The 26,348-nt window shown below is 72.4% G+C and carries 19 protein-coding genes; 6 read left to right on the top strand and 13 right to left on the bottom strand.

Annotation, left to right across the window (positions count from 1 at the left end; translation table 11 throughout):
• Window positions 1-3: 3 nt before the first annotated feature.
• From ACZ4VA_RS13395 to pflB, 11 genes are all read right to left on the bottom strand, one after another.
• Window positions 4-1,962 (bottom strand): heparinase II/III family protein, encoded by a 1,959-nt coding sequence (locus ACZ4VA_RS13395; protein ID WP_468081268.1) that lies wholly within the window; start codon window positions 1,960-1,962, stop codon window positions 4-6.
• Window positions 1,959-4,142 (bottom strand): bi-domain-containing oxidoreductase, encoded by a 2,184-nt coding sequence (locus ACZ4VA_RS13390; protein WP_468081266.1) that lies wholly within the window; start codon window positions 4,140-4,142, stop codon window positions 1,959-1,961. Before ACZ4VA_RS13390 ends, ACZ4VA_RS13395 begins: the two co-directional genes overlap by 4 nt.
• A 29-nt stretch (window positions 4,143-4,171) precedes the next feature.
• The gene (gene asnB / locus ACZ4VA_RS13385; RefSeq protein WP_388904772.1) at window positions 4,172-6,106 is read right to left on the bottom strand and encodes an asparagine synthase (glutamine-hydrolyzing); all 1,935 of its coding nucleotides are present in this window, start codon (window positions 6,104-6,106) and stop codon (window positions 4,172-4,174) included.
• A gap of 3 nt (window positions 6,107-6,109) precedes the next feature.
• Window positions 6,110-7,630: a Wzz/FepE/Etk N-terminal domain-containing protein gene (locus ACZ4VA_RS13380; RefSeq protein WP_356164570.1), complete on the bottom strand. Its 1,521-nt coding sequence runs from the start codon at window positions 7,628-7,630 to the stop codon at window positions 6,110-6,112.
• Window positions 7,627-8,991 (bottom strand): Wzz/FepE/Etk N-terminal domain-containing protein, encoded by a 1,365-nt coding sequence (locus ACZ4VA_RS13375; protein ID WP_468081263.1) that lies wholly within the window; start codon window positions 8,989-8,991, stop codon window positions 7,627-7,629. Before ACZ4VA_RS13375 ends, ACZ4VA_RS13380 begins: the two co-directional genes overlap by 4 nt.
• Window positions 8,988-10,247, bottom strand: coding sequence for a glycosyltransferase family 4 protein (locus ACZ4VA_RS13370; RefSeq protein WP_356164574.1), 1,260 nt, complete (start codon window positions 10,245-10,247; stop codon window positions 8,988-8,990). Before ACZ4VA_RS13370 ends, ACZ4VA_RS13375 begins: the two co-directional genes overlap by 4 nt.
• The gene (locus ACZ4VA_RS13365) at window positions 10,237-11,553 is read right to left on the bottom strand and encodes a nucleotide sugar dehydrogenase (RefSeq protein ID WP_355786888.1); all 1,317 of its coding nucleotides are present in this window, start codon (window positions 11,551-11,553) and stop codon (window positions 10,237-10,239) included. The genes ACZ4VA_RS13370 and ACZ4VA_RS13365 overlap by 11 nt, the downstream gene beginning before the upstream one ends.
• Window positions 11,554-11,626: 73 nt before the next feature.
• Window positions 11,627-13,105 carry a sugar transferase gene (locus ACZ4VA_RS13360; RefSeq protein WP_355786886.1) on the bottom strand — a complete coding sequence of 493 codons (1,479 nt, stop codon included), beginning with the start codon at window positions 13,103-13,105 and terminating at the stop codon, window positions 11,627-11,629.
• Between the two features lie 1,023 nt (window positions 13,106-14,128).
• On the bottom strand, window positions 14,129-14,821 hold the full coding sequence (locus ACZ4VA_RS13355) for a response regulator transcription factor (RefSeq protein ID WP_355786883.1): 693 nt from the start codon (window positions 14,819-14,821) through the stop codon (window positions 14,129-14,131).
• A gap of 188 nt (window positions 14,822-15,009) precedes the next feature.
• On the bottom strand, window positions 15,010-15,750 hold the full coding sequence (gene pflA / locus ACZ4VA_RS13350) for a pyruvate formate-lyase-activating protein (RefSeq protein ID WP_356164659.1): 741 nt from the start codon (window positions 15,748-15,750) through the stop codon (window positions 15,010-15,012).
• Between the two features lie 5 nt (window positions 15,751-15,755).
• The gene (pflB, locus tag ACZ4VA_RS13345) at window positions 15,756-18,014 is read right to left on the bottom strand and encodes a formate C-acetyltransferase (RefSeq protein ID WP_468081259.1); all 2,259 of its coding nucleotides are present in this window, start codon (window positions 18,012-18,014) and stop codon (window positions 15,756-15,758) included.
• 286 nt (window positions 18,015-18,300) lie between these two features.
• Here pflB and ppdK point away from each other — a divergent pair, with 286 nt between their 5' ends.
• From ppdK to ACZ4VA_RS13315, 6 genes are all read left to right on the top strand, one after another.
• Complete coding sequence (gene ppdK, locus ACZ4VA_RS13340) at window positions 18,301-20,997, top strand: pyruvate, phosphate dikinase (protein ID WP_468081257.1); 2,697 nt, start codon at window positions 18,301-18,303, stop codon at window positions 20,995-20,997.
• A gap of 92 nt (window positions 20,998-21,089) precedes the next feature.
• Window positions 21,090-21,587 (top strand): winged helix-turn-helix transcriptional regulator, encoded by a 498-nt coding sequence (locus ACZ4VA_RS13335; RefSeq protein WP_452920040.1) that lies wholly within the window; start codon window positions 21,090-21,092, stop codon window positions 21,585-21,587.
• 116 nt (window positions 21,588-21,703) lie between these two features.
• Window positions 21,704-22,237, top strand: a complete 534-nt coding sequence (locus ACZ4VA_RS13330; protein ID WP_355790345.1) for an SRPBCC family protein — start codon at window positions 21,704-21,706, stop codon at window positions 22,235-22,237.
• Window positions 22,237-23,298, top strand: a complete 1,062-nt coding sequence (locus ACZ4VA_RS13325) for an LLM class flavin-dependent oxidoreductase (protein WP_355790342.1) — start codon at window positions 22,237-22,239, stop codon at window positions 23,296-23,298. Before ACZ4VA_RS13330 ends, ACZ4VA_RS13325 begins: the two co-directional genes overlap by 1 nt.
• 133 nt (window positions 23,299-23,431) lie before the next feature.
• Window positions 23,432-23,788 (top strand): DUF779 domain-containing protein, encoded by a 357-nt coding sequence (locus ACZ4VA_RS13320; protein ID WP_468081253.1) that lies wholly within the window; start codon window positions 23,432-23,434, stop codon window positions 23,786-23,788.
• A gap of 75 nt (window positions 23,789-23,863) precedes the next feature.
• Window positions 23,864-25,093: a phosphodiester glycosidase family protein gene (locus ACZ4VA_RS13315; RefSeq protein WP_468081251.1), complete on the top strand. Its 1,230-nt coding sequence runs from the start codon at window positions 23,864-23,866 to the stop codon at window positions 25,091-25,093.
• Window positions 25,094-25,095: 2 nt separating this feature from the next.
• Here the strand turns inward: ACZ4VA_RS13315 and ACZ4VA_RS13310 are convergent, their stop codons facing one another.
• Together ACZ4VA_RS13310 and ACZ4VA_RS13305 are read right to left on the bottom strand one after the other, a co-directional pair.
• Window positions 25,096-25,290: a hypothetical protein gene (locus ACZ4VA_RS13310; protein ID WP_355790336.1), complete on the bottom strand. Its 195-nt coding sequence runs from the start codon at window positions 25,288-25,290 to the stop codon at window positions 25,096-25,098.
• 104 nt (window positions 25,291-25,394) lie between these two features.
• A complete protein-coding gene (locus ACZ4VA_RS13305) occupies window positions 25,395-26,258 on the bottom strand; it encodes a phosphatidylinositol-specific phospholipase C/glycerophosphodiester phosphodiesterase family protein (protein WP_356164586.1) in 864 nt (287 codons plus the stop codon).
• Window positions 26,259-26,348: the final 90 nt, after the last annotated feature.

The following is a 26,348-nucleotide window of genomic DNA, read 5'->3' as shown; positions in this document are numbered from 1 at the left end:
CCCCTAGCCGTGGAACCTGAGCACGGTGGTGAAGCCGTCCGTGCTGTCGGTGAAGCCGGTGCCGATGAGTGTGGTGGCGGGTTCCCTGCGGCCGAAGCCCGCGGAGTACCAGCCGAGCGGTGGGTCGCTCTCGCCGCGGTGCGCCCGCCAGTCGAGCTGTGCGGGCAGGTCGAGCACCGCGGAGCGGCCCTCGCCGTCCCGGATCCAGGTGAGCGCCGCCCGGTTCCCCACCAGGTCGGCGGCGACGGCCGGACCGAGGTGGAACGCGAGCTGCACGGCCCGGCGCGGGCCGCTCACCTCGTCGACGATGCTCAACTCCCGGCTCTCGGCCGTCAGTTCCACCCGGCGGCGGTGCACGGAGGGCCGGTAGCCGTCGTGCTCGGCGCTCCAGCGGGCCACGCCCGCGTCGGAGGTGTCCGCGACCAGGACGCGGCTTCGGGCGTGCCGGGTCCACAGGAAGGGACCGCCGGAGACGGACTGGTCCTCGCCGTCCAGGCGCAGGGTGTTGTGGCCGAGGGTCGACCGGAAGTACCGCCGCCACTCGGGCTGCCCGTGGTAGCAGTACGTCCCCGGGTCGGCGAGCACGTCGACCCCGTCGTGCCGGACCTCGACGGACAGCGCGTCCGCGTGGGCGTGCGCGGCGATGGACAGGAAGCCGTGCGGGCCGCCGTCGCACCGGCACCAGATCCCGTCCGGTCCGCGCAGGACGGTCAGGCCGGCGTCGGCGAAGTGGGCGGGCCGGTCCGCCGGGCGGGTCACGGCGGGCGCCGTTCCCTTCTTCCCGTACGGACGGACGAGCGCGGCCAGCAGCGGGGTGCGGACGTCTGTACCGGTCACCTCGGGCCACCAGTCGAGCCGCCCGAACACGGCGTCCCCGGTGGCGAGCAGCGAGGCCCAGCGGTCGGTGCCCGGGCCGTCCAGGACCAGGCCGTGCCCGTCGTCCGCGTCGCCCTGGCGCGGCGGGCGCAGTCTGCCGTCGACGACGGCCGCGAGCGCGTCGGTCATCCGCAGCAGCACCAGGCGGACGGTCGCGGGCACCGGCACTCCGGCGGCGTCCGCCTCGGCCACGGCGGCGAGGCCCAGTTCCAGGACGAGTCCGTGGTACTCGGTGGCCAGTTCGCGGTTGAGGCCGGAGCCGAAGGTGTTGCCGCGCAGGTGCCGCTCCAGCGAGCGCAGCGCGCCGGCCCGCCAGCGCGCCGAGGACGGGAACCACGCGAACGCGCAGGCTCCCGCGAGCTGTCCGGCGGCCTCGGCGACGACGTGGTTGTTCGCCGAGGACCCCCGGCTGGGGAAGGCGGCCAGCCAGCGCTGGTGGTGCCAGATCTGGTCGCGGGCCACCGGGTTGTCCTCGAACAGCGCGGGCGCGCCGGGCCAGCCGTCGAGCAGCCGGCGGACCCACACCCAGGACAGCAGCCGGATGCCCAGCTCGATGCCGCTGATCCAGTGCACCCCGCGCAGCGGCGGGTTGGCCGCCCACCACGACCGCAGGTGCTCGGCCACGCGCTCGGCGTACCGCTCGTCCCCGGTGATCGCGTAGGCGGCGGCGAGCACGGTGAGGTGCTGGTGCCGGGAGGGCTCCCAGATCTGCTTGATGTCCCCGACCGCGTCCTCGCTGCGGTAGGGCACGTCGAAGGCGTAGCCCTCGGGGGCCCGGCGCCCGGTCTTCGGGTCCCAGCACCAGTCCGGGTCGGTCATGTCGTCGCGTGGCACGCCGAAGTACTCGGCGTGCCCGTCCATCAGCCGGTCGGCTCCGGCGACGAGACGCTTCGCGGCGTCCGGGGGTATCGCGGCGATCGTCCCGGCGGGCAGTACGGCGGTGAACCGGGCGCCGGTCACAGTCGGACAGTCGGCCCGCGCCGTCCGCCACCGCCGCCTGCGCACCGCGTCGCCCGCTCGGCCGCCGATCTCCCGCGGTCCCATCCGGGACAGCCGCCGCAGGTACCAGCCCGCGCTCATCGTCATCGTGTTCTCGCCAGCGTCACCGGGGCGCCGCCGGCCAGGCCGGCCTGCACGGCGAGGGTGGCCGCCGTGGTGGCGACCAGCGACTCCAGCGGCACCGGCATCGGGCCGCCGGTCCGCACGGCCCTGACGAACGCGGCCAGTTCGGCGGACTGGCCCTTGTCCCGGGCCTTGGGCAGCCGCGAACTGACCCACCGCTTGCGGCCGTAGACCGAGGCGCGGACGAAGTCGTCGAGGCGCAGCACCTTGCCGTCGGCGACGAGGTCGAGCGTCTCCTTGGGGAAGCCGGGGGCGCCGGTGGTGACGTAGCTGAGGGTGGCGGTGGAGCCGTCCGGGTAGCCGAGGACGATCTGGAGGTCCTCGTTGCCGGGTGCGGCGACCGCGTACACCGAGACGGGGTCGGCTCCGAGCAGCCAGCTCGCCGTGTCGATGAAGTGGCCGCCCTCCCCGGCGAACCGCGAGCCCTCCGTGCCCTGTTGGAGGTACCAGCTGCCGTGCTGGAGCCGGCCCGCGTTGACCAGGTAGCGCAGGCTCGCCGGGCCGGTGCGGGCGCCGAAGCGCTTCCTGGCCTCGGTCAGCAGCGGCGAGAACCGGCGGTTGAAGCCCACCTGAAGGCGGTCGTTGCCGGATTCCTCCACCGCCGCGAGCACTCCGGCGAGTTCGTCCTCGGTGAGCGCGAGCGGCTTCTCCACGAACACCGTCTTGCCGGCGAGGAGCGCCTTGCGGGTCAGTTCGGCGTGCGAGCTGTGCCGGGTGACCACGAACACCGCGTCGATGGAGGAGTCCCCGAGCACGGCGTCGAGGTCGGTGGTGGCCTCGGCGAAGCCGAACTTGCGCTGCGCGTTGGCCGCGGACAGCGCCGTCGTGGTGACGACCGTCTGGAGGGTGACGCCCTCACGCTGTGCCAGGTGCGGCAGCAGCATCGACGTGGCGTAGTTGCCCGCGCCGACGAACGCCAGCCGCACCGGCGCGGTGGCGGACCGGGCGGGGGTCCGCGCGGTGCCGCCGCCTCTCTTGACCTCGGGCACGGCCACGGCCGGCGCGACCGCCTCCACCGCCTGCTCCGGGTACCGGAACAGCACGGCCACGGCCTTCAACTCGCCGTCCTTGAGGCGCTGGTAGGTCTCCACCGCGTCGTCGAAGTCGGCGACGTGCGAGACCAGCGGCTCCACGTCGACGCTGCCGCGGGCGAGGAGGTCGAGGAAGCACGCCAGGTTGCGGCGCTCGGTCCAGCGGACGTAGCCGATCGGGTAGTCCCGCCCGTCGAGCTCGTACTCCGGGTCGTAGCGCCCGGGGCCGTAGCTGCGGGAGAACCGGACGTCGAGCTCTTTCTCGTAGTACGCGTTCCACGGCAGGTCCAGGCGGCACTTGCCGATGTCGACGACCCGGCCGCGGTCCCGGCAGAGCCGGGCGGCCAGCTCGACGGGCTGGTTGCTGCCGCCGCCCGCGGCCAGGTACACCTGGTCCACGCCGTGTCCCGCGGTGAGTTCGGCGACGGCGGACTCCACGGCCGCGGACGCGGGGTCGCCGCAGGCCACGGCGCCCAGGCGCTCGGCGAGTTCGCAGCGCGCCGGGTCGGGGTCGGCGCCCACGACGCGGACGCCCGAGGCGGTGAGCAGCTGCACCACCAGCTGGCCGATCAGCCCGAGGCCGATGACCAGTGCCACCTCGCCGAGCTGGGGTTCGCCCTGGCGGACGCCCTGCATCGCGATCGACCCGACGGTGCCGAACGCCGCGTGCCGCGGGGCGAGACCGTCCGGGAGCGGGGTGTAGAGGTTCTTCGGCACCCAGTTCAACTCGGCGTGCAGGGCGTGCTCGTTGCCGGCGCAGGCCACCAGGTCGCCGACCTTCACGTCGTCGGTCCCGTCGCCGACCTGCTCGACCACCCCGCACAGCGAGTAGCCCAGCGGCGTGTAGGAGTCCAGCTTGCCCATCACCTTGCGGTACGTGGCGGGTACTCCGTTGGTGGCCACGCTCTGCATGACCTTGGCCACCTGGTCCGGCCGGGAGCGGGCCTTGCCCAGCATCGACATGCCCGCCTCGGAGACCTTCATGAGTTCGGTCCCGGTGGATATCAGCGAGTAGGCGGTGCGCACCAGCACCCCGCCCGGCTTGCACCCAGGCACCGGCACGTCGAGCACGGCCAGCTCGCCGCTCTTGTAGTTCTGCACTACCTGTTTCACGCGAAGTCCCCTTGTTTCTGAGCCGTCTTCTAAGCCGTGTGCTGCGTGCTCCGGCCGGACCCGGAGGTCGCGCCGCGGTACCAGTGCTCCAGGGTCAGCACGTGCCACAGGTGCTTGGAGAAGTCCCGCTGCCCGGCGGCGTCCTCGGCGACCATCCGCGCCAGCGCGTCGCGGCGCAGGATCCCCGAGTTGACCAGCACCCCGTCGTGCACCACCTCGCGCACCAGCGGTGCCAGGTCCCGGCTCATCCAGGCCCGCAGCGGTGCGCTGAACAGGCCCTTGGGCCGGTACACGATCTCCCGTGGCAGGACCGAGGTGGCCGCCTCCTTGAGGACGGCCTTGCCCTGGCGTCCGACGATCTTGCGGTCGCCGGGCACCGCGAACGCCGCCTCGACCACTTCGACGTCCACGTACGGCACCCGTACCTCGGTCGACGCGGCCATGCTCGACCGGTCCGTGTACGCGAGGTTCAGGCCCGGCAGGAACATCCGGGCGTCGGCCAGGCACATGCGGTTGACGAAGTCGTCCAGCTCGTTGTCCCGGTAGACGTCCGCGTGCTCGGTCAGCACGTCGTCGACCGTCCCGGCCAGGTCGGGATCGACGAGGGCGAGCAGCTCGTCCTGGTCGTACATGGTGTAGCTGCGTCGGAACGCGGTCTCCTCCGGCAGGTCGGCGAAGGAGAGGAAGCGCTTCGCGAACCGCACCGAGCGGTAGCCCCGGCGGGCCGTGGCCACCGGCAGCCGGTCCACCACGCCGGACAGTCCGCGGCGCAGGGGCCGCGGGACGCGCTGGTAGCGCAGCGCGAGCAGGTTGGCGAGGTGCTTGCGGTACCCGGCGAACAGCTCGTCGGCGCCCATCCCGGAGAGCATCACCTTCACCCCGGCGTCCCGGGCCGCGGAGCAGATCAGGAACGTGTTGATCGCCGCCGGGTCGCCGATCGGCTCGTCCAGGTGGTACGTCATCTCCGGCAGCAGGTCGAGGACGTTCGGGGCGATCTCGATCTCGTGCAGGTCGACGCCGAACCGCTCGGCCACCTGCCGGGCGTAGCGCAGGTCGTCGGGCATCGCCTCGAACTTCTGGTCCTCGGCGCGGAATCCGATGGTGTAGGCCGAGATCCCGGGCTGCTGCCGGGCCGCCAGCGCGGTGAGGTAGCTGGAGTCGAGGCCGCCGGAGAGGAAGGTCGCGACGGGTACGTCGGAGAGCATGTGCCGCCGGGTCGAGTCCTCGATGACGGCGGCCAGGTCCGGCAGCTCGCCGCTGCGGGCCCGCTCCCGCCCCTCGGCGGCGACGTCCTTCAGGTGCCAGTAACGGCCGCGCTCCACCCGGCCGTCGGGGCGGCACCTCAGCCAGCTTCCCGGCGGCAGCTTCTCCGCCTCGCGGAACGCGCACCGGGAGTCCGGCACCCAGTAGTACAGCAGCGAGGCCACCAGGGCCGCGTGGTCCACCTCCAGGTTTCCGCCGGTCGCGGCGGCCAGCGCCTTGAGCTCGGAGGCGAAGACCAGGCCCGTACCGCGCCGGAGCAGGAACAGGGGCTTGATGCCGAGCTGGTCGCGGGCGAGGACCAGTTCTCCGGTCCGCTCGTCGAAGATCCCGAAGGCGAACATGCCGCGCAGCCGGGGCAGGCAGTCCGTGCCCCAGCGCCGCCAGGCCTCCAGCAGCACCTCGGTGTCGGAGGTGCCGCGGAAGCGCACCCCGGCGGCGGTCAGCTCGGCCCGCAGCTCGGGCGCGTTGTACAGCTCGCCGTTGTAGGTGAGGGCGAGGCCGTCGGAGACCATCGGCTGGGCGCCGGTCTCGGACAGGTCGATGATGGCCAGCCGGCGGTGCCCGAGGTGCACTTCGCCGTCGCCGACGGGGTGGCCGTACCGGCCCGCGCCGTCCGGGCCGCGGTGGGCGAGGGTGTCGGTGAGCCGGTCGGTGACGACCTTGCCCTCCGGCCACCGGTAGGTGCCTGCGATGCCACACATGTGCTACCGCGCCTCCTGGTCGTTTTCCGGGACCCGTGCGGCCCACAGCGGCAGCCGCTCCGTCCGCCGCCGCCCCTCCCCGTTCGGCCGGTCCGGCCGCTCGCCGCGGCCGCGCAGCGCGGTGTGCAGGCCGTCCCAGAGCGTGCCGTCGGTGCGGTCACGCGGATCGGGGTCGATCAGCACCACCCCGATCACCGGGATGCGCTGGTCCGCGAGCTGCCGTGCCACGGTGTGCAGCCATGCGGCGCTGCCGTGCCCGGCGCGTACGACGAGCACGGTCTGGGTGCCGAGGTGGCGCAGGTCGGTCCACGCCGTGCCGGGCGCCACGGAGCCGACGCCGAGCAGGCGTTCCTGGGGCGGCACGGTCTCGGCGCGCTCGGCGCCGACCACGGTGGGGTCGCCCGGTTTCGGGCGGCGGCCCGCCAGCTGCCGGCCCGGCAGGGCGTCGACGACGACCACCGGTCCCTCGGGCGCCAGGGCGGCTGCGAGGTCCAGGGCGAGGGTGCTCGTCGGGCGTGCGGCGCCCAGTTCGAGCAGGGAGACCGGTTCCGTCGAGCCGCGCACGGCCCGGGCGAGGGTCGCGGTGAGCCGTTCGCGGGCCGTCCGGGTCCGCCGGCGCCGCCACAGCGGGCTCTGGCGGCGGGGCAGCTCCGCGATGACCGAGGCGCCGAGGTTCGCCGCGACGTCCCGGCGCAGTACGGGGCGGTCCGCCACCACCGCGCCGACGGCGGCGAGCACGAGCCCGATGACCAGCCCGAGGACCAGGCCGATCACGGCGTCGGTGACCACGGCCTTGGGCAGGGAGTGCCGCAGTGCGCGCGGGGCGTCCACGATCTGCGTACCGGCGATGATCTTGGGTGTGCCGGTGCGGGCCTCCGCGGAGCGCTGGTCGAAGTCGGCGATCCGGGAGTTCAGTTCGGCCCGGCGGGCGAAGAGCGACTCGATGCTCGCCGACGCCTTCGGGTCGCTCTCCGGCGACTGGTCGCCGATCGCCTTGTTCACCTGGGCGAGTTCGTCCCGCATGCGGTCGCTCTGTTCGAGCAGGGCCGCGGCCTCGGCCTTCGCGGACTCCCGCATCCGCCGCACGTGGTCCGCGACGAACGCGTCGGCCAGTGCCTTGGCACGGGCCACGGCCTCCGCGTCACTGTCGCCCGTCACCTCGATCTGCAGCAGGTTGTTGGTCAGGCCGGTAGCCCGGTAGTCCCGCATGAAGTCCGCGGGGTCCTCCCGGGAGCCGAGGGTGTCCAGGGCCTTGCCCGCGATGCGGGTGGTCCCGAGCACCTCGACGTCGGTGCGGATCAGCGTTCCGGTGTCGTTCGGCTGGTCCTGCTGGTGCGCGACGAGCACCTTGGTCACCGCGGTCGGGGGCGGCGGCAGCAGGATCGCGACCGCGGCGCCGACGAGCAGCCCGAGCAGGGCCAGGGAGGACCACAGGCGGCGGCGTCTGCGTACCGCCACCACCAGCGCCTGGAGGTCCAGGAGCGGGGCGGAGGCCGGCGGGTCAGCGGCGTTGCGTGTCGTCACAACGAGCCTCCCGTCGCGTTGCCCCGCACCGCGAAATTGCGCGTGGGGTGGTCCGGTGACGGGTCGGCGGGCCGTGCCACGGGGGCCAGGACCGTGTCGGCGACGACGGCGCCGACGAGTTCGTGCCCGCCGTCCGCGCACGCCCCGGCGATGCCGGCGAGCTCGTCCGCGGTCCAGTTGCCGGCGCCGAGGACGACCAGGGCTCCGGACTCGGTGTCACGGTCCGGGACCATCGGCCGGTCCACGGAGACCTCCACCACGCGCAGCAGCGGATCGCCGCCGGCCTCGGCGGCGAGCTGTCCCGCCGCCCGGCGGGCGATCTCGTCGCCTTCCGGTACGACGGCCAGCAGCCGCCGGGGGGTGGGCACCTGGCTCCGCAGGCGGGCGCACACCCGCCGGTAGCGGATCAGGCGGCCTGCCTCGTCGCCCGACCTGAGCGGCGTCGGCGCGTCCCACCGGGTGTCCAGGCCGAGGAGCCGGCGGATACGGGCCCGGGCGCCGTGGTCGTCCGGCCCGCGCGTGCTTCCTTCGTCCGGTACGTCGACGGTGCCCAGCAGCGCCGAGCCCAGCGCCGCGGAGATCTCCGCCTCGGAGCGCAGCCGCCGGTTCACCCGGGCGGCGGCGAGATGCCCGACGACCGAGAGCAGGAAGAACAGCACCGCTCCCCCGACGACGAGCTGCGTCCGCGTCGGTGGTGTCTCGCCGGTCGGCCGGGCCGCCGGGCCCATGACGACCATGCCGGCCTTGTTGGACGCCGGGTCGGCCTGGTCCAGCTTCGTCATGGCCTCTTCCAGCGAGGTGCGCAGTTTCTCGAGGGTGGTGCGGGCCTGCACGCTCTCCACGTTCTGGCCCGGGTCGGCCGCCTTGGCCAGGTCGGTGATGCGGCGGTTGGTCTCCTCGACCTGCTGCCGCAGCGCCTCGGCCTCCGTGGCCGCCTGGTCGTTGCCGCCGCCGGCGATCCGGGTGGCGAATCCGACGAACTGCCGGGCCACCTCGTCGGAGAGCCGCTGTGCGTGCTTCGGGGTGTCCGCGGTGCCCGAGATCGTGATGATGTTCCCGTCGGCGGCCTTGGCGCTCACCCGGTCCCGCAGCTCGTCGCCCTTGAGGCCGGTCCAGCCGAGAGTGGCGGCCGCGCGGTCGACCACCGTGGAACTGGTCGCGACGTCGACCTGGGTCAGCAGTTCGCGTTCCTCCCACTGGCCCGGCAGCAGGACCGACGCGGAGGCGGTGTAGCGCGGCGGGAACACCAGTGAGGTGCCGTAGCCGACGAGCGCACCCACGACGGCGAGGACGGCGAGGAGCCGCCGACGCCGACGGAGTATCCGCCCGATGGTGACCAGGCGGATCGTGTCATCACTCAACGGCGCGGCCTCTTCCCTGTCCGGAGCGTGCCGCCCGCCCGCGCCGGGGCGCGGTCACGGCAGGCGGCGGTGTAGGCGGCGAGCAGCGACGCCTGCGAGTTCCGCCAGGAGAGCCGGCCGTCGATCCGCTCCTTGCCGATCTCGCCCATCCGGGCCCGCTTCTCCGGGTCGTCCAGCAGCAGCGTGATGAGCTTGGCGAATTCGGCCTCGTCGTCGGCGGAGGCGTAGAGGGCGGCGTCACCGGCGGAGACCCGCGCCTCCCGGAGGTCGAAGGAGACGATGGGCCGGCCCATCGCCATGTACTCCAGGACCTTGTTCATGGTCGACACGTCGTTGAGCGGGTTGCACGGGTCGGGGGAAAGGCACACGTCCGCGGTGGACAGGTAGCGCACCAGGTCGGCGTCCGGTATCCGCCCGGTGAACTGCACCTGGTCGGACAGCCCGAGCTCGCGGGACAGCTCCACCATCGCGTCGAAGGCGTCGCCCGATCCGACGAACACCGCGTGCCAGTCGGTCCGTCCGAGTTCGTCGCGCAGCTTGGCGAGGGCTCGCAGGGCGTAGTCGACACCGTCCTGGGGACCCATGACACCGAGGTAGCACAGCAGATGGGGCTTCCCGCGCTTCAACTCCGGTTCGGCGGGCACCGGTCGGAAGCGGTCGGTCTGCGGCGCGCTGCGCACCACGAAGACGTCCTCGGGGCGCTTGCCACCACGGCGCACCGCGACGTCGCGGTAGCTCTCGTTGGTGGCGAGCACCACGTCCGCGGCCCGGTAGGTCATCCGTTCCAGCGCGCACACCCCGCGGTAGAGCAGGTCCTCGCCGCGGTCGAAGCGGGAGAGGTACAGCTCCGGCACCAGGTCGTGCTGGTCGAAGACGAACCGCGCGCCGCGCCGCTTCAGCCACAGCGCGGGCAGGAACAGCAGGTCGGGCGGGTTGCAGGCGTGGACGACGTCGACCGGGCCGACCTTGCGGGCCAGCCGGGCCGTGTGCCACAGCGCCGTTCCGTACTCCCGCAGGTAGCCGGCCGGTCCTCCGGTGGCCGCCCGCAGCGGGTAGCGGTGGATGCGCACGCCGTCGATGACGGCCTCGGGCTCGGTGTCACGCTTGCTGCCCCGGGGACAGATGACGTGCACCTCCCAGCCGGCGTCGCGCAGCGTCGTGCACTCCTGCCACACCCGCCGGTCGAACGGCACCGAGAGGTTCTCCACGAGGATCAGCGCGCGCTTGCGTCCGCCGCTGACTGCTTCACCAGGCAAGGCCCATGTACCCCGGTTCGGTCCGGCGCGCTTCGGCGTCGGGAAGGCGGATGAGGTCGATGATCGCCGGGCCGTCCCCGTGGGGCAGCGCGGACAGCACGGCCGGGTCGCTGGTCCCCACCAGGCACACCTCGGCGTGTTCGAGCACCTCGTCGACCGAGTCGGCGAGCAGCTGCGCGAGGTGCGGCAGCCGGGTCTCGATGTACTCGCGGTTGGCGCCCATCAGCCGGGACAGGCTCACGTTGGCGTCGTGGATGCGCAGGTCGTAGCCCTTGCCGAAGAGCCGCTCCGCCAGCTCGACGAGCGGGCTCTCGCGCAGGTCGTCGGTGCCGGGTTTGAAGGACAGCCCGAACAGGCCCACCCGCCGTTTCCCGGTGCGCTCGACCAGCTCCACCGCCCGCTGGAGATGGTCGGCGTTGGAGGGCAGCACGTGGGAGAGGATCGGTACCGAGACGTCGGCCCGCCGCGCCGCGTGGACCAGGCTGCGCAGGTCCTTGGGCAGGCAGGAGCCGCCGAAGGCGAAGCCGGGCCGCAGGTAGGCGGGGCTGACGTTCAGTTTGCGGTCGGCCAGGAACACGTCCATGACCTGGTGCGAGTCCACCCCGAGTGCCCTGCATATCGCGCCCAGTTCGTTCGCGAAGCCGATCTTGAGTCCGTGGAACGCGTTGTCCGCGTACTTGATCGCCTCGGCGGTGGGCACCGGTACCCGGAACACCTCGCCGGGCAGGCCCTCGTACAGTGCCGCGACCATGTCGCCGCCGGCCGCGTCGAGTTGGCCGATGACGGTCTTGGGCGGGTCGAAGAAGTCCCGCACGCTGCTGCCCTCGCGGAGGAACTCCGGGTTGACCGCGACCCCGAGGTCCACGCCGGCGGTGCCGCCCACGTACTTCTCCAGGATCGGCACCAGCAGGTTCAGGCAGGTGCCGGGGAGCATGGTGCTGCGGAACACCACGGTGTGGCGTCCGCCCCGCTCGGCCAGCGCGGCGCCGATCTCCTCGGTGACCCGCTCCAGATAGGTGGTGCACAGGCTGCCGTTGGGCTCCGAGGGTGTGCCCACGCAGACGAGCGACACCTCGCTGCCCTCGATCGCCTCGCGGACGTCGCGGGTGGCGCGCAGCGCTCCGCTGCCCACGACCTCGGCGGTGAGCTCACCGATCCGCTCCTCGACCACCGGGGCCTTGCCGTCGTTGACCATGTCGACCTTGGCCTGGTTGACGTCCACCCCGATGACCTGGTGTCCCATGCTGGCCAGGCACGCGGCCGACACGCAGCCCACGTAACCGAGCCCGAAAACGCTGACTTTCATGACGCGTCCCTCCCCCTGGGCAGGCCCTTGTGGCCTGCGGTCCGCGCGCCTGCCGAACGACGGCTCCCGCGCATCAGTACGCCCCCTGTCCGTGGAGCACCGCACGCAGCGTCTTCCACAAGATCACCGTGTCGAGGGCGAGCGACCAGTCCTCCACGTACCGCAGGTCGAGGCGCACCGCCTCCTCCCACGGCAGGTCACTGCGTCCGCTGATCTGCCACAGGCCGGTGAGCCCGGGCTTGACCAGCAGCCGCCGCCGGATGTCCGGGCCGTAGGCGGCGGACTCCTCCGGCAGCGGAGGCCGGGGACCGACGAGCGACATCGATCCGGTGAGTACGTTGAACAGCTGCGGGAGTTCGTCGAGCGAGTACCGGCGCAGCACCGCTCCCACCCGGGTCACCCGCGGGTCCCGGCGGAGCTTGAACAGCAGGCCGGCGCCCTCGTTGAGGTCGGCCAGCTCTCCGCGTGCCCCGTGGGCGCCGGTGACCATGGTGCGGAACTTGAGGATGGTGAACTCGCGGCCGTCCTTGCCGACCCGGCGCTGCCGGTAGAACGCCCCGCCTCGGCTGTCCAGCAGGACGAGCAGTCCGACGAGGACCATCAGCGGCGCGAACAGCACGATCAGGAACGCCGCGCCCAGCCGGTCGACGACCTCCTTGACCGCCCTTCGTCCGCCGGTGAAGGTCGGCATGCTGACCCGCAGCAGCGGGATCCCGAGCACCGCGTCGACGTGCAGCCGCGGTCCGGCCACCTCCATCAGCACCGGGGCGACGACCATGTCGGCGTCGCTGCCCTCCAGGTTCCAGGCCAGCCGCTGCAGCCGGTCCGGTGACCAGTGCGGGTCCGGTGTGACCGCGACGACGCGGTACCCGTCCCGCCGGACGTGGCCGGCGACTTCGGCCAGCCGGCCGACGATCGGCACTCCGTCCAGATGGTCGCCGTCGACCTCGAGGCCGTCCGTCGTGCACACCGCGTCCACGCGCCAGCCCAGGTGCGGGAATCTGCGGGTGCGGTCGATCAGGTCGCGCACGGTGGCGGGGCTTCCGGCGGCGAGCACCGGTCGCAGGCAGCGCCCCTCGTTGCGCTGCTTGTGCAGTCGCAGGCGGAGCACGTACCGCGCGGTCATGGTGACGAGGGCGATCGCGGGGATCGCGACGAAGATCCAGAGCTTGATGTTGCGTGAGGTGAGGGCTATCCCGCCGAGCGCGAGGACGACGGTGGCCGCGAACAGTGAACGTCCGAGGCGGCGGAACTCCTCGGCGCCCTGACCGAGGACGACCGGGGCCCACGCCCGGCTCACCGCGAGCGCTCCCAGCACCAGCAGTTCGGTGCCGAAGGCGAGGATGCCCCATTTCTCATGCCAGTTGGCCGCGTCGCGGGCACCGAAGAAGTTGCCGATCGCCGCCACCACCAGAGCGGTGGCCACGGTGTCGCTGGTGATGACGGTACGGCGGTAGCGCTGCTCCCAGTCGTTCGCGGGCTGGGTGATTGCCCCGTTCGTCAGACGCCCGTGCGTCGTCGGAAATGGGCCGACTAGTCCCCCCTGCGGCACAGAAACCCCCCGGTTCCCAGTTGTTCGACGTGCTCGCCCAACACTGTTACCTCCCCCCGGGAGGCCCCCGCCTCCCGAACTGTTCCTCCCCCGGGAGGCCCCCGCCTCCCGCACAGTTCCCACCTCGGGAGGCCCCCGCCTCCCGCGCTTCACATCCCGGTTACGTCAGTGCTGCATGAGCGATCCCCGTAGTGGGCAACGGACTTGAAGGCGTTGCGGACAGCCGAGGTGCCTTGAGAATTCGCAGACCACACGGGTGTCCCCCTCACCCGCCGGCCCCTTCCGGGGGCCGAGAATCTTCACCCACACATCCAGCGCCGGCTACACGACCGGCCGCCGTTTTCATGGCGCCGACCCATAGATCATTATTTGTCGCGTCGTGTCCCAGCATGCGAAGCACGGTCAATCTAGACCATCAGAACCCGCGTGCGGAGAGGGATGTGCGCAATTTGTACGCAACATTTGAAGCCGTTTCCACGAATCGGCCACCGCCCGCGAAGGCCTCGCCGGCACAAACACCTCCTGACCTGTGACGAAGGAGATCCAGACGGTCACCGCACCCCGACCGGAGCGCCCGGCGGACTGACCGAAAAGCGAACTCACCACAGGAGGTGGGGTGTTGGTGAGGCGGCGCCATGCGTAAGATCCGGAACGGCCGCCGCGTCCGGGCGGCCGCGTTCGACCTGCGCGTCCATGCCCGCACGCCGCGGAAGCGGTCCCGTGCGGCACCGGTTCGGATCGAATACCGGGCACGGGTACGGCTGTTCCGCGGAGCGGGTCGGTCAGCCGGTCGCCGTCGGGCGCCTTCGGAGGACCCTGGGCCCATGATGTCGTGGCGCACGGGATCGGACTGCGTCCGGGCGTCCCGTGGGACGCGGACAGCCGCCGCGACCACCGGAAACGGGGCTTCCGCCGGTACGGGGACGCGGCTCGGGTCCAGAGGGAACCGGCAGCCGATCGTTCGGACCTTCGGGGCCGGGGCGGGAGAGGCCGGTGGGCCCCTCCGCGCCTCGCCGGACGGCCTCAGCGTCCCTGGTGGCGCAACCGGTCCTGGGCCTGGGTGGCGATGACCGCCGCCTGGATGCGGCGCTCCACACCCAGCTTCGCCAGCAGCCGGGAGATGTGGTTCTTCACCGTCTTCTCGGCGAGGTACAGCCGCTGGCCGATCTGGCGGTTGGTCAGGCCCTCTCCGATCAGGGCCAGGATTTCCCGCTCCCGGTCGGTCAGCCCCGGAAGGGCGTCCGGCTCCTTCTCCTGCTGCTCGCCTCCCCGCAGCCTGGCCATGAGCCGGGCGGTGGCGCTCGGGTCGAGCAGCGACTGGCCACGGGCCACGGTCCGTACCGCGGAGACCAGGTCCGAGCCCTGGATCTGCTTCAGGACGTACCCGGAGGCACCGGCCATGATCGAGTCCAGCAGTGCCTCCTCGTCGTCGAACGAGGTCAGCATCAGGCACGCCAGGTCGGGCATGGTCGAGCGCAGCTCACGGCACACGGTCACGCCGTCCCCGTCGGGCAGGCGCACATCGAGGACGGCGACGTCCGGGCGCAGCGCGGGGACCCGCACCAGGGCCTGCTCGACCGTGGCCGCCTCGCCGACCACCGTGATGTCCGGCTCGTCGTCCAGCAGATCGTGCACGCCCCGCCGGACGACCTCGTGGTCGTCCAGGAGGAAGACCCGGATGGGGTCCCCGGTGCCGGCCCGCTCGCTGTCCACCATCAGTCACTCCTCGTGATGCCCTGTGCTGTCTCCAGGCCGATCCTTCCCTGTCGGCGGGCCGGAAGGCCAGGGCCACTGGTCCCTGGTTCCGGCCTCCGTGTCGCATGTGCTCATTGTCGGACGCCGCGGGCGACCGCGCGCGGCCCGATGACGCCGCCGGGCCCCCTGAGGTCCTGGAGGCGGCCCGCTCAGTGGGCGGCGAGTCCGTGGGCGCGGAACACACCACGGACCCGGTCCACCAGCTCCGCGTCCGGGACGGGCGTCTCCCGCAGCGGGAACGGGAGACCGAGGGCGTCGTACTTGGCGGCGCCGAGCTTGTGGAAGGGGAGGATGTCGACCCGCTCGACGCTCGTGAGGCCCGCGAGGAAACCGGCGAGTCCCTCGACGGCCTCCGGATCGTCCGTCCAGCCGGGCACCAGGACGTACCTGATCCACACGCGCTTGCCGAGCCGGTCCAGCCGCGTGGCGAAGTTCAGGGTGGGCGCGAGTTCGCCGCCCGTCAGCTTGCGGTACGTCGTGACGTCGAAGGACTTGATATCCAGCAGCACCAGATCGGTGTCGGCGAGGAGCCGGTCTCCGGCGCGGGCGCCGAGGAAACCGGAGGTGTCGAGCGCGGTGTGCAGTCCGGCCTCCTTGCAGCGGCGGAGGACGGCACCCGTCAGGGCGGGCTGGAGCAGGGGCTCCCCGCCGGTGACGGTGACCCCGCCGCCCGCCGTGGTGATGAACGCCCGGTACTTCTCGATCTCGGCCATCACCTCGTCGACGGTGGCCTCCCGTCCGTCGCGCATGTGCCAGGTGTCCGGGTTGGCGCAGTACAGGCAGCGCAGCGGGCAGCCGCTGACGAAGAGGACGAACCGGGTCCCGGGACCGTCCACGCCGGTGGACAGGTCCCAGGAGTGGATCCGGCCGGTGGCCGGTCCCGCGGTCATGGCGTTCACAGCGATCCGTGGAAGGTGCGGCTGATGACGTCGAGCTGCTGTTCGCGGGTCAGCCGGACGAAGTTGACGGCGTAGCCCGAGACCCGGATGGTCAACTCCGGGTATTTGTCGGGGTGTTCCATGGCGTCCTCGAGGACGGTTCGGTCCAGCACGTTCACGTTCATGTGGAAGCCGCCGGACGCCGTGTAGGCGTCGAGGATGCCGGCGAGGTGGCCGGCGCGCTCCTCCGGGACGTGCCCCAGCCCCTCCGGAGTGATCGTGGTGGTCAGCGAGATGCCGTCCCGGGCCTGCTCGTACGGCAGTTTCGCCACCGACAGCGCCGAGGCGGCCACCCCGTGCCGGTCGCGGCCGTTCATCGGGTTGGCCCCGGGCGCGAAGGGCATGCCGGCCCGCCGTCCGTCCGGTGTGTTGCCGGTGTGCTTGCCGTACACCACGTTGGAGGTGATGGTCAGCACCGACTGGGTGTGCTCGGCGTCCCGGTACGTGGGGTGCTCGCGCACCTTCGCCATGAAGGACTCCACCAGGCCGACGGCGAGGGCGTCGGCGCGGTCGTCGTTGTTGCCGTACGCGGGGAACTCGCCCTCGGTCGTGAAGTCGACGGCCAGTCCCGTGGCGTCCCGGATCACCCTGACCCGGGCATGCTTCACGGCGGACAGGCTGTCGGCGGCGACGGAGAGCCCGGCGATGCCGCAGGCCATGAAGCGGTGGACCGGGTGGTCGTGCAGGGCCATCTCGACGCGCTCGTAGGCGTACTTGTCGTGCATGTAGTGGATGACGTCGAGCGCGTCCACGTAGGTCCGTGCCAGCCAGTCGAGGACGCGGTCGTACGCGGCCGACAGTTCCTCGTAGTCGAGGTACTCGCCGGTCAGCGCCGGCATCTCCGGGGTGACCTGCTCGCCGGTCATCTCGTCCCGGCCTCCGTTGATCGCGTACAGGAGCGCCTTGGCGAGGTTGACTCGGGCCCCGAAGAACTGCATCTGCCTGCCCACCGCCATCGCCGAGACGCAGCAGGCGATCGCGGTGTCGTCGCCGGTGCGCGGGCGCAGCAGTTCGTCGGACTCGTACTGCACGGCGCTGGTGTCGATGGACACCTGGGCGCAGAACTCCTTGAAGGCGGGCGGGAGTCGCGGCGACCACAGCACCGTGAGGTTCGGCTCGGGTGCCGGGCCGAGGTTGTAGAGCGTACGCAGGAAGCGGAAGGAGGTGCGGGTGACCAGCGGGCGGCCGTCCGCGCCGATGCCGCCGATGGACTCCGTCACCCACGTGGGGTCGCCGGAGAACAGGGCGTCGTACTCGGGGGTGCGCAGGAACCGCACGATCCGCAGCTTGATCACGAAGTCGTCGACGAGTTCCTGGGCGCGGGTCTCGTCGAGCGTGCCCTCGTCCAGGTCCCGCTGGAGGTAGACGTCCAGGAAGGTGGAGGTGCGGCCCAGCGACATCGCGGCGCCGTTCTGCTCCTTCACGGCGGCCAGGTAGCCGAGGTAAAGCCACTGGACGGCCTCGTGCGCGGTCGCCGCGGGCCGGGAGACGTCGCAGCCGTAGGTCGCCGCCATCCGGGTCAGCTCGCCCAACGCCCGTATCTGCTCCGCCAGTTCCTCACGGTCGCGGATGACGTGCTCGGTGGACGGCCGGGCGTCCAGCAGGGTGCGCTCGGCACGCTTGGCCTCGATCAGCCGGTCGGTGCCGTAGAGGGCGACGCGCCGGTAGTCGCCGATGATCCGGCCGCGTCCGTAGGCGTCGGGCAGCCCGGTGATGATGCCGACCCTGCGGGCGGTGCGCATCGCGGGCGTGTAGGCGTCGAAGACACCGTCGTTGTGGGTCTTGCGGTAGGTGCCGAACACCTTCGACACGAACGGGTCGGCCTCGTAGCCGTACGCCCTCAGCCCGTTCTCCACCATGCGCAGTCCGCCGTTGGGCATGATCGCCCGCTTCAGCGGGGCGTCGGTCTGCAGGCCGACGATCAGCTCGCGGTCGCGGTCGATGTAGCCGGGGGCGTGCGAGGTGATCGTGGACGGGGTGGCGGTGTCCACGTCGAGGACGCCCCTGCGCCGCTCCTCGGGGAAGAGGGCGCTTACCTTCTCCCAGACGGCGCGCGTACGGTCCGTGGGGCCGGCCAGGAAGGACGCGTCGCCCTCGTACGGCGTGTAATTGGCCTGGATGAAGTCGCGCACGTCGACGCCCTCACGCCACCCGGTCCCGGCGAACCGCCGCCAGGCGTCGGTGGTCCGGGGTCCGGCTGTCACCGTCGCGGTCATCACGGGTCCTCTCGTCGCACGGCCTTCTCCCTGTCGATGTTCGTCGTGCGGGGCGCCGGTGAGCAGTGCCGGACAGGGCACCGGGGCGGTCCGTCCGGCCTCGCGTCCCGGGACCTTCGGGCCCCGCGCGCTTACCCCTGGGGCGGCGCTCACGGCGGCTCCGGCACCCTCGCCGCGGTCACCGGGGCCGACCGGCCTCCGGGACGGGACCGCCGGCACCTCGCGGGAAACGCCCCGCGGTCGGACGCTGGAAGCAGCACGCCCGACAGCTGAGGAGCACAGCGTCATGGCTCGTTACGTGTACGACTTCACGGAGGGCAGCCGTGCCATGGCCGGGCTGCTCGGCGGCAAGGGATCCAATCTGGCGGAGATGACCCGCCTCGGACTGCCGGTGCCTCCCGGCTTCACCGTGACCACCGAGGCCTGCCGGGCCTTCCTGGACACCGGAGGTGAGCCTTCGGGCATGTGGGAGGAGATCTCTGAACACCTGTCCGCCGTCGAGGCCGCCGCGGGCCGGCTGCTCGGGCAGCCGGACGACCCGCTGCTGCTGTCCGTCCGCTCCGGAGCGCGGTTCTCCATGCCCGGCATGATGGAGACGATCCTCGACATCGGGCTGAACGACGAGTCCGTGCTCGGGCTGGCGAAGGTCTCCGGCAGCGACCGCTTCGCCTGGGACTCCTACCGGCGGCTCCTGCAGATGTTCGGCAGCACGGTCATGGGGGTCGAGCCCTCGCACTTCGAGCGGGCCATAGCGCTGCTCAAGGACCTGCGCGGCGCCCCGGACGACGTGCACCTGGACGCCGAGGACCTCGCCGGACTCGTGGAGACCTACAAGAACCTGATCCACCTGGAGACCGGCGAGTACTTCCCGCAGTCCCCCGCCGAGCAGCTGCGCCGGGCGGTCCTGGCCGTCTTCGAGTCCTGGAACGGGGAGCGCGCCCGCCTCTACCGGCGCCGCGAGCACATACCCGACGACCTCGGCACCGCCGTCACCGTGCAGTGCATGGTCTTCGGCAACCTCGGCCCCGACTCCGGCAGCGGCGTCGCCTTCACCCGTGACCCGGCCACCGGCCGCCCCGGCCTGTACGGCGACTACCTGCCGAACGCCCAGGGCGAGGACGTCGTCGCCGGCATCCGCAACACGGTGCAGCTGGCCGACCTGGAACGCCTGGACCCGCGCTCCTACGACCGTCTGCGCACGCACATGCGCACCCTGGAGCGGCACTACCGCGACCTGTGCGACATCGAGTTCACCATCGAGCGCGGCACCCTGTGGATGCTCCAGACCCGGGTCGGCAAGCGGACCGCCGAAGCCGCCTTCGCCATCGCGGCGGAACTGGCCGACGAGGGGCTCATCAGCCCCGACGAGGGCCTCTCCCGGGTGAGCGGCGAGGGCCTGGCCCGGCTGATGTTCCCGCGCTTCGACGCCTCCGCGACCGGTGATCCGCTCGCGCACGGCATCCCGGCCTCGCCCGGTGCCGCGGTCGGCGTGGCGGTCTTCGACTCCGCCGAGGCCGTACGGCGCGCCGCGGCCGGCGAGCGGACCGTCCTCGTCCGGCACGAGACGACACCCGACGACCTGCCCGGCATGATCGCCGCCCAGGCGGTGCTGACCAGCCGCGGCGGCAAGACCAGTCACGCGGCGGTCGTGGCCCGCGGCATGGGCAAGGTCTGCGTGTGCGGCGCCGAGGAGCTCGCGGTGGACACCGAGGCGCGGCGCTTCACCGCCCCGGACGGCACCGTCGTCACGGAGGGCACGCTCATCTCGGTCGACGGCACGGCCGGGGCCGTGTACGCGGGGCCGGTCCCGCTGGTCGACTCGGCCGTCATGCGGCTGCTGGAGGCCGGTGACACCGACGAGGCGTCCGACGGGGTGGTCGAGGCGGTGGCCCGCGCGCTGGAGAGGGCCGACGCCGTCCGGCGGCTGCAGGTGCGCGCCAACGCCGACACCCCGGAGGACGCCACCCGGGCCCGCCGGTTCGGGGCCCAGGGCATCGGCCTGTGCCGCACCGAGCACATGTTCCTCGGGGAGCGCCGCAAGCTGGTGGAGGAGATGATCCTGGCCGGTACGGACACCGGCCGGGACCGGGCTCTTGCGGCTCTGCTGCCGCTCCAGCGGGCGGACTTCGCGGGGATCCTGGAGGCGATGGACGGGCTGCCGGTCACGATCCGGCTGCTGGACCCGCCGCTGCACGAGTTCCTGCCCGACCGCACCGAGCTGGCCGTGCGTGTCGCGGCCGCCGAGGCCCGCGGCGGGCGGCCGGACGAGCACGACGCCGAACTGCTGGACGCTGTGAACCGCATGCACGAGGAGAACCCGATGCTGGGGCTGCGCGGAGTGCGCCTCGGCCTGGTGGTCCCCGGTCTGGTCGCGATGCAGGTCCGGGCGATCGGCGAGGCGGTCGTGGAACGCGTCCGGGCCGGCGGTTCCCCGAGGGCGGAAATCATGGTGCCGCTCGTCGGGGACGTGCGCGAACTGCGGATCGTGCGCGAGGAGGTGGGCCGCGTTCTCGCCGAGGTCTCCCGGACGTCGGGGGTCCCCGTGGACTGTCCCGTCGGGACGATGATCGAGCTGCCCCGGGCGGCGCTCACGGCGGGCCGGATCGCCGAGGAGGCGGAGTTCTTCTCCTTCGGCACCAACGACCTGACCCAGACCACCTGGGGCTTCTCCCGCGACGACGTCGAGGCGGCCTTCTTCTCCGCCTACCTCGACAAGGGGATCTTCCCCACCTCGCCGTTCGAGACCCTCGACCGGGACGGCGTGGGTCGGCTGGTCGGGATCGCCGTCGCCGAGGGCCGTGCCGCCCGCCCCGGTCTGAAGATCGGCGTGTGCGGGGAGCACGGCGGCGACCCCGACTCGGTGCACTTCTTCCACGCCGCGGGCCTCGACTACGTCTCCTGCTCGCCGTTCCGGGTCCCGGTCGCCCGCCTGGAGGCCGGACGCGCCGCGCTGGAGGGGGCGGACGACAGCGACAGCAGGTGAGAGGAGTCGGCCGACAGCCCACCCGGCATGTTTCCGCGCACCCCGTCTCACCTGCTGGGTCTCACCACGAGACGAACCGTATGCTGACGGACATGAGGCGGACTTCCTTTGCTCAGTGGCCCTGCTCGATCGCGCGGACCATGGATCTGCTCGGGGACTGGTGGACGCCCCTGGTGCTGCGTGAGGCGTTCTACGGAATCCGGCGCTTCGACGCGTTCCAGGAGTCGCTGGGGATCGCCCGCAACACCCTCACGGACCGGCTGCGGCGGCTGGTGGACGAGGGCCTGATGGAGAAGCGCCCGTACCAGACCGAGCCGGTGCGCCACGACTACGTCCTCACCGAGAAGGGCCGCGACTTCTACGGCGTACTGCTCGTGATGAACCGGTGGGGGGACCGCTGGCTGGCCGAGGAGGCGGGTCCGCCGGTGGTCCTCCACCACGACACCTGCGGGCAGGACAGCCACGCCGAGGTGGTGTGCGCCGGCTGCGGCGAGCCGATGACGGCCGTCGACACGCACCCCCGGATGGGACCGGGCTACCCGCCGCACCTGGCCGAACGACCGGACGTGCGGGAGCGGTTCGCGGGCTGACGCGAGCGGCCCTCGCCTCGGCGCTCACCCTTGACAGGTGAGTCTATCTACGCAACTTTACTGGTCAAGCCCCTTTCTTCGCGGGGATCATCGGATGGACCGGAGGCGGCAACTCGATGGAGTGGACAGGCGCGCGCTACGCGGACGGGCCCACGGCCGAGGTGGAGACCTGGATCTGCGCCCCACCGGAGCACGTGTGGGGGCTGGTGTCCGACATCGAGCTGATGCCGCGCCTCAGTTCCGAGCTCCAGTCGGTGCACTGGCTGGGCGGCGCAGACGGACCCGCCCTCGGCGCCCGGTTCGTCGGGCACAGCAGGCACGAGGCGCTGGGCGAGTGGTCCACCACCTCGCAGATCGTCGAGTACGAGCCGCCGCGGGTGCTCGCCTGGGCGGTCGAGGACCCGGAACGCCCCACGGCCCTCTGGCGGTTCACGGCGGAGCCGCGTGACGGCGGCACCCTGCTCCGGCAATGGATGCGGATGGGACCGGGCCGTTCGGGACTCTCGCTCGCCATCGACCGCATGCCGGAGAAGGAACAGAAGATCGTCTTCGTGCGCATGCGGGAGTTCGAGGCCGCCATGGCCGGCACCGTCGCGGCCGTCAAGGAACTGGCCGAGAGGGCCGCCGACTCGGGGAAGGCGGACGCCTGATGCGTACGTCGACCACGATCGAGGCCTCCGGCGGCGACTGGCGGGAGACGGTCGCCTTCGTCACCGAGGCCGAGAAGCTGGGCCTGGACATCTGCTGGGTCGCCGAGGCCTGGGGCTCCGAGGCACCGTCACCGCTCGGCTATCTCGCCGCGAGGACCGACCGCATGCTGCTGGGTTCCGGCATCATCCAGCTCGGCACCCGCACCCCGGTGGCCATCGCCCGCGCCGCGATCACGCTGTCGCGGATCTCCGAGGGGCGCTTCCTCCTCGGCCTCGGCCCCTCCGGACCGCAGGTGATCGAGGGACTGCACGGTGTGCCCTTCGCCCGGCCGCTCGCACGGATGCGGGAGACCGTCGAGATCGTGCGGCAGGCCGCCACCGGCGAGAAGATCGCCTACTCCGGGCGGGAGTTCGAGATCCCGCTGCCGGGCGGGGAGGCGAAACCGATGCGCCTGTCCATGCGCGCCGAGCACGACATCCCCGTGTACCTGGCGACCCTCTCCCCGAAGATGCTGGAGCTGACCGGTGAGATCGCCGACGGCTGGCTCGGGACGAGCTTCGTCCCCGAGGGGGCCGGCGCGGCGTACTTCGCCCACCTGGACCGGGGGCTGGCCGCCGCCGGACGGACGCGGGCCGACCTGGACGTCTGCCAGGGTGCCGAGGTCGCCTTCGCCGACGACGAGGACGCCCTGCGCGCCATGGTCGCCGGGCGGAAGAAGGAGCTGGCGTTCAGCCTCGGCGGCATGGGCTCCGCGTCCACGAACTTCTACAACAAGGCCTACAGCCGCCAGGGTTGGGCCGAGGTCGCGGCAGAGGTCCGTACGCGCTGGCAGGCCGGGGACCGGGACGGCGCCGCCGCGCTGGTGACGGACGAGATGGTGCTGGCGACCACCCTGATCGGCACCGAGGACATGGTCCGTGACCGGCTCCGCGTCTGGCGCGACACCGGCGTGGACACCGTCCGCCTCTACCCGGCCGGGGACACCCTCGACGCCCGCCTGACCACCCTGGGCCGGGCGGTCGAGCTGGTCCGCGGCATCGAGGCCGAGACGGCCCCGTAGCGTCCGCGAGGCCGCCGGACCGCGCGTGCCGCCACCTCGCAACGTCCGTGCAACGTCGCGGGGTGTCGGCTGAGCACAGCCACGGGACGGGACCGCGTCGCGCCCCGACACTCCGAGGACGGGAGCCACCGCTGTGGACACCACCGCGCGCGTCGAACTGACCACGGCCGCCGCCGAACTGCTGGGCCGGCTGCGCGAGCTGCACGGCCCGCTGATGTTCCACCAGTCCGGCGGCTGCTGCGACGGCAGCGCACCGATGTGCTACCCGGCCGGCGAGTTCCGCACCGGCGGTTCCGACATCCTGCTCGCCGAACTGGAGGCGGACGGGGTCGCGGAGCCGGTGCCGTTCTGGATGTCCCGGAGCCAGTACGAGGTCTGGCGGCACACCCGGCTGATCGTCGACGTCGTGCCCGGACGGGGCAGCGGCTTCTCGCTGGAGGCACCCGAAGGAGTGCGTTTTCTGATCCGTTCCCGCGTCGTCGGCACGTAGCCACCGGCGCGGCCACCGCCGTCTGGTGCACTCCCCCTGAGTCCTGGGACAGTTGACGAGACATCAGGGGGGACTGTGACGCCTCGCACCGCACGGTTCAGAACGGTACTGACGGCACTCGCGGCCTGGAGCGCGCTGGCCGGAGCGTCCTTGGCGGGCGCGTCTCCGGTGAACGCCGTGGAGGACGGCACCCGGATCGCTCCCGGCGTGCTCTACAAGGAGTTCGACCTGCGGGCGGCGAAGGGCGTGACCCACGTCCACCTGCTGACCGTCGACCTGCGCGACTCCCGTACCGGCGTCGGCCTGCTGTATCCCGGTGTCGTGGCTTCCCGGGAGCCCGTCTCGCGCCTCGCGGGCGCGCGCGGCGCCGTCGCGGGCGTGAACGGCGACTTCTTCAACATCACCGAGACCCAGCACCCCGGGATCGAGGCGACCGGGGCGCCCGTCGGACCGGCGATCGAGAGCGGGCACGCGCTCAAGGCGGCGGTCCCGGACGGACAGCGGTTCGGGCCCGCCCTGCCGCCGGGCACCACCACGAAGGACGTGCTCGGCGTGGGAACCGACGGCAGGGCCCGGCTGGACAGCCTGGCGCTCGACGGTTCCGTGCACACGCCGGACGGCCGGTTCGCCCTCGGCGGGCTCAACCAGTACGCCCTGCCCCAGGATTCGGTCGGCGCGTTCACCTCGGACTGGGGCGGTGTCTCACGTGCCCGCGCCGTGTGCGGGACGGACACCGACCGGGCCGCGCCCTGCAGTTCGGACACCTACGAGGTGACGGTCAGAGGCGGCCGGGTCGTCTCGGCCTCGGACATTCCCGGCTCGGGTCCCGTCGCGGCGGACACCACCGTCCTGGTCGGGCGGGAGGCGGGCGCCCAGCGGCTGCGCAAGCTGTCGGCGGGCGAGACGGTGCGGGTGCGGCACCGGCTGGTGGCGGCCCGTTCCCGGGTCGCGTACCGCTTCGCGCTCGGCGGCTACCCGGTCCTCCACGGCGGCGAGCCGCTGCCCGGCCTGGACGACACGACGTCGGCCGTACGGACCGCGGCCGGCATCGCGGACGGCGGCCGCCGCCTCCTCCTGCTCGCCGTCGACGGGGCACCCGCCTACCGCAGCGGACTGACGATCGCCGAAGTGGCGGACACGCTGCGGTCGTTGGGTTCCGAGGACGCCTTCAGTCTGGACGGCGGCGGCTCCACCACGCTGGTGGCCCGGGAGCCCGGAGCCGCCGCCGTCACCGTGCGCAACCACCCCAGCGGTGGGGCGGAACGTCCGGTGCCCAACGGCATCGGGGTCTTCTCACGGTCCTGACGTCAGGGGTTCAGGCTGCTCACGATGTCCGCCGTGGCCGTGAGTCCCTCGCTGATGGTCGGCGCCATGCTCGTGCTCGCCAGGTAGAAGCCGAGCAGGACGCAGACCACCGCGTGCGAGAGCTTCAGTGCGCCGTTGCGCACGAAGACCACCGCCAGGATCATCAGCAGGACCACCACAGAGATGGAAATGGCCATCGTCAACCTCCTCCGCCACGTCCACACCGCGGCATTCGGCCGCAAGTGTCGCGTAGCGGAGGGTTCTTCCGGGCTGCTGACGTGTCCTCCGAACGTGTGGAGTTCTACGGCCTGTCGTGTGCGTCGAGAAACGCCTCGAGGCCGGCCAGGTCATCGGTGTTGAGGTGGTCGACGCCGGCGGCGAGCAGTTCGCCCCAGACGGCGTCGCGTGCCGGACCGGCCAGGTCGGGGGTGGCCCAGAACCGCACCCGCTGGCCGCGCGCGTGCGCCGAAGCGACGATGCCGCGCAGCTTGCGCCGCTCCGCCTCGGGGAACTGCCCGACGCCCAGCCAGGTGAAGTTGAGCGTCCAGTTGTCGCTGATCAGCGGGACGAAGGAGGCGGGTGCCGCGGTGCCGAGGTCGGCGAGGCGGCCGTCGTAGAAGGCGCGGCGCTCGCTCTGCGCCTCCATCGGGACGCGGGCCGCCCGGTCGCCGGAGATCACGGCGGTCACCGCTCCCGGGTGCACCCTGCCGTGCGCGTAGCTGGTGAACAGGTGCTTGTGGCGCCGCAGACGGCGGTCGAGTTCGAGGTACGTCGACGCGCCCTCGGTCTTGATGTCGATGAGCAGTTGCAGGGGCCTGCGGTGTCCGCGGTACACGGAGCCGTGGTTGGCCTTGACGCGTGCGGCGAGGGGGTCCAGGTAGAGGGCTTCGAGGGTGCGGGCGGGGTCGAGGTCGACCGGGTCGTGGGCGACGAGGAGTTGGCCGTCCACGAGGTAGATGTCGGCCTCGACGCTGCCGAAGCGGTGGTCGAGGGCGTCCAGGAGGGGCCGCGGGTGCTCGTAGTCGTTGTGCGCGTGGGCCCGCCACAGGGGACGCGGGCGGTGGCCTCGCTCGCTCGCCCCGGCGTACGCGGAGGGCAGCGCCACGGAGCCTGCGAGGGCGGCACCGAGAGTGGTGAGGGCTCTGCGACGGGTGGTGAGGGCCATGCTGTCTCCCTGGGTGTGCCGTACCGGACAGGTGGGGGCACCGCCCGTCCGGGCGAGATCGGGTCGGGGAGAGTATGCGGTCCGCGCGGC

Source organism: Streptomyces sp. NPDC028308 (genome assembly GCF_055565855.1).
This window is presented reverse-complemented; position numbering and strand designations above follow the sequence as displayed.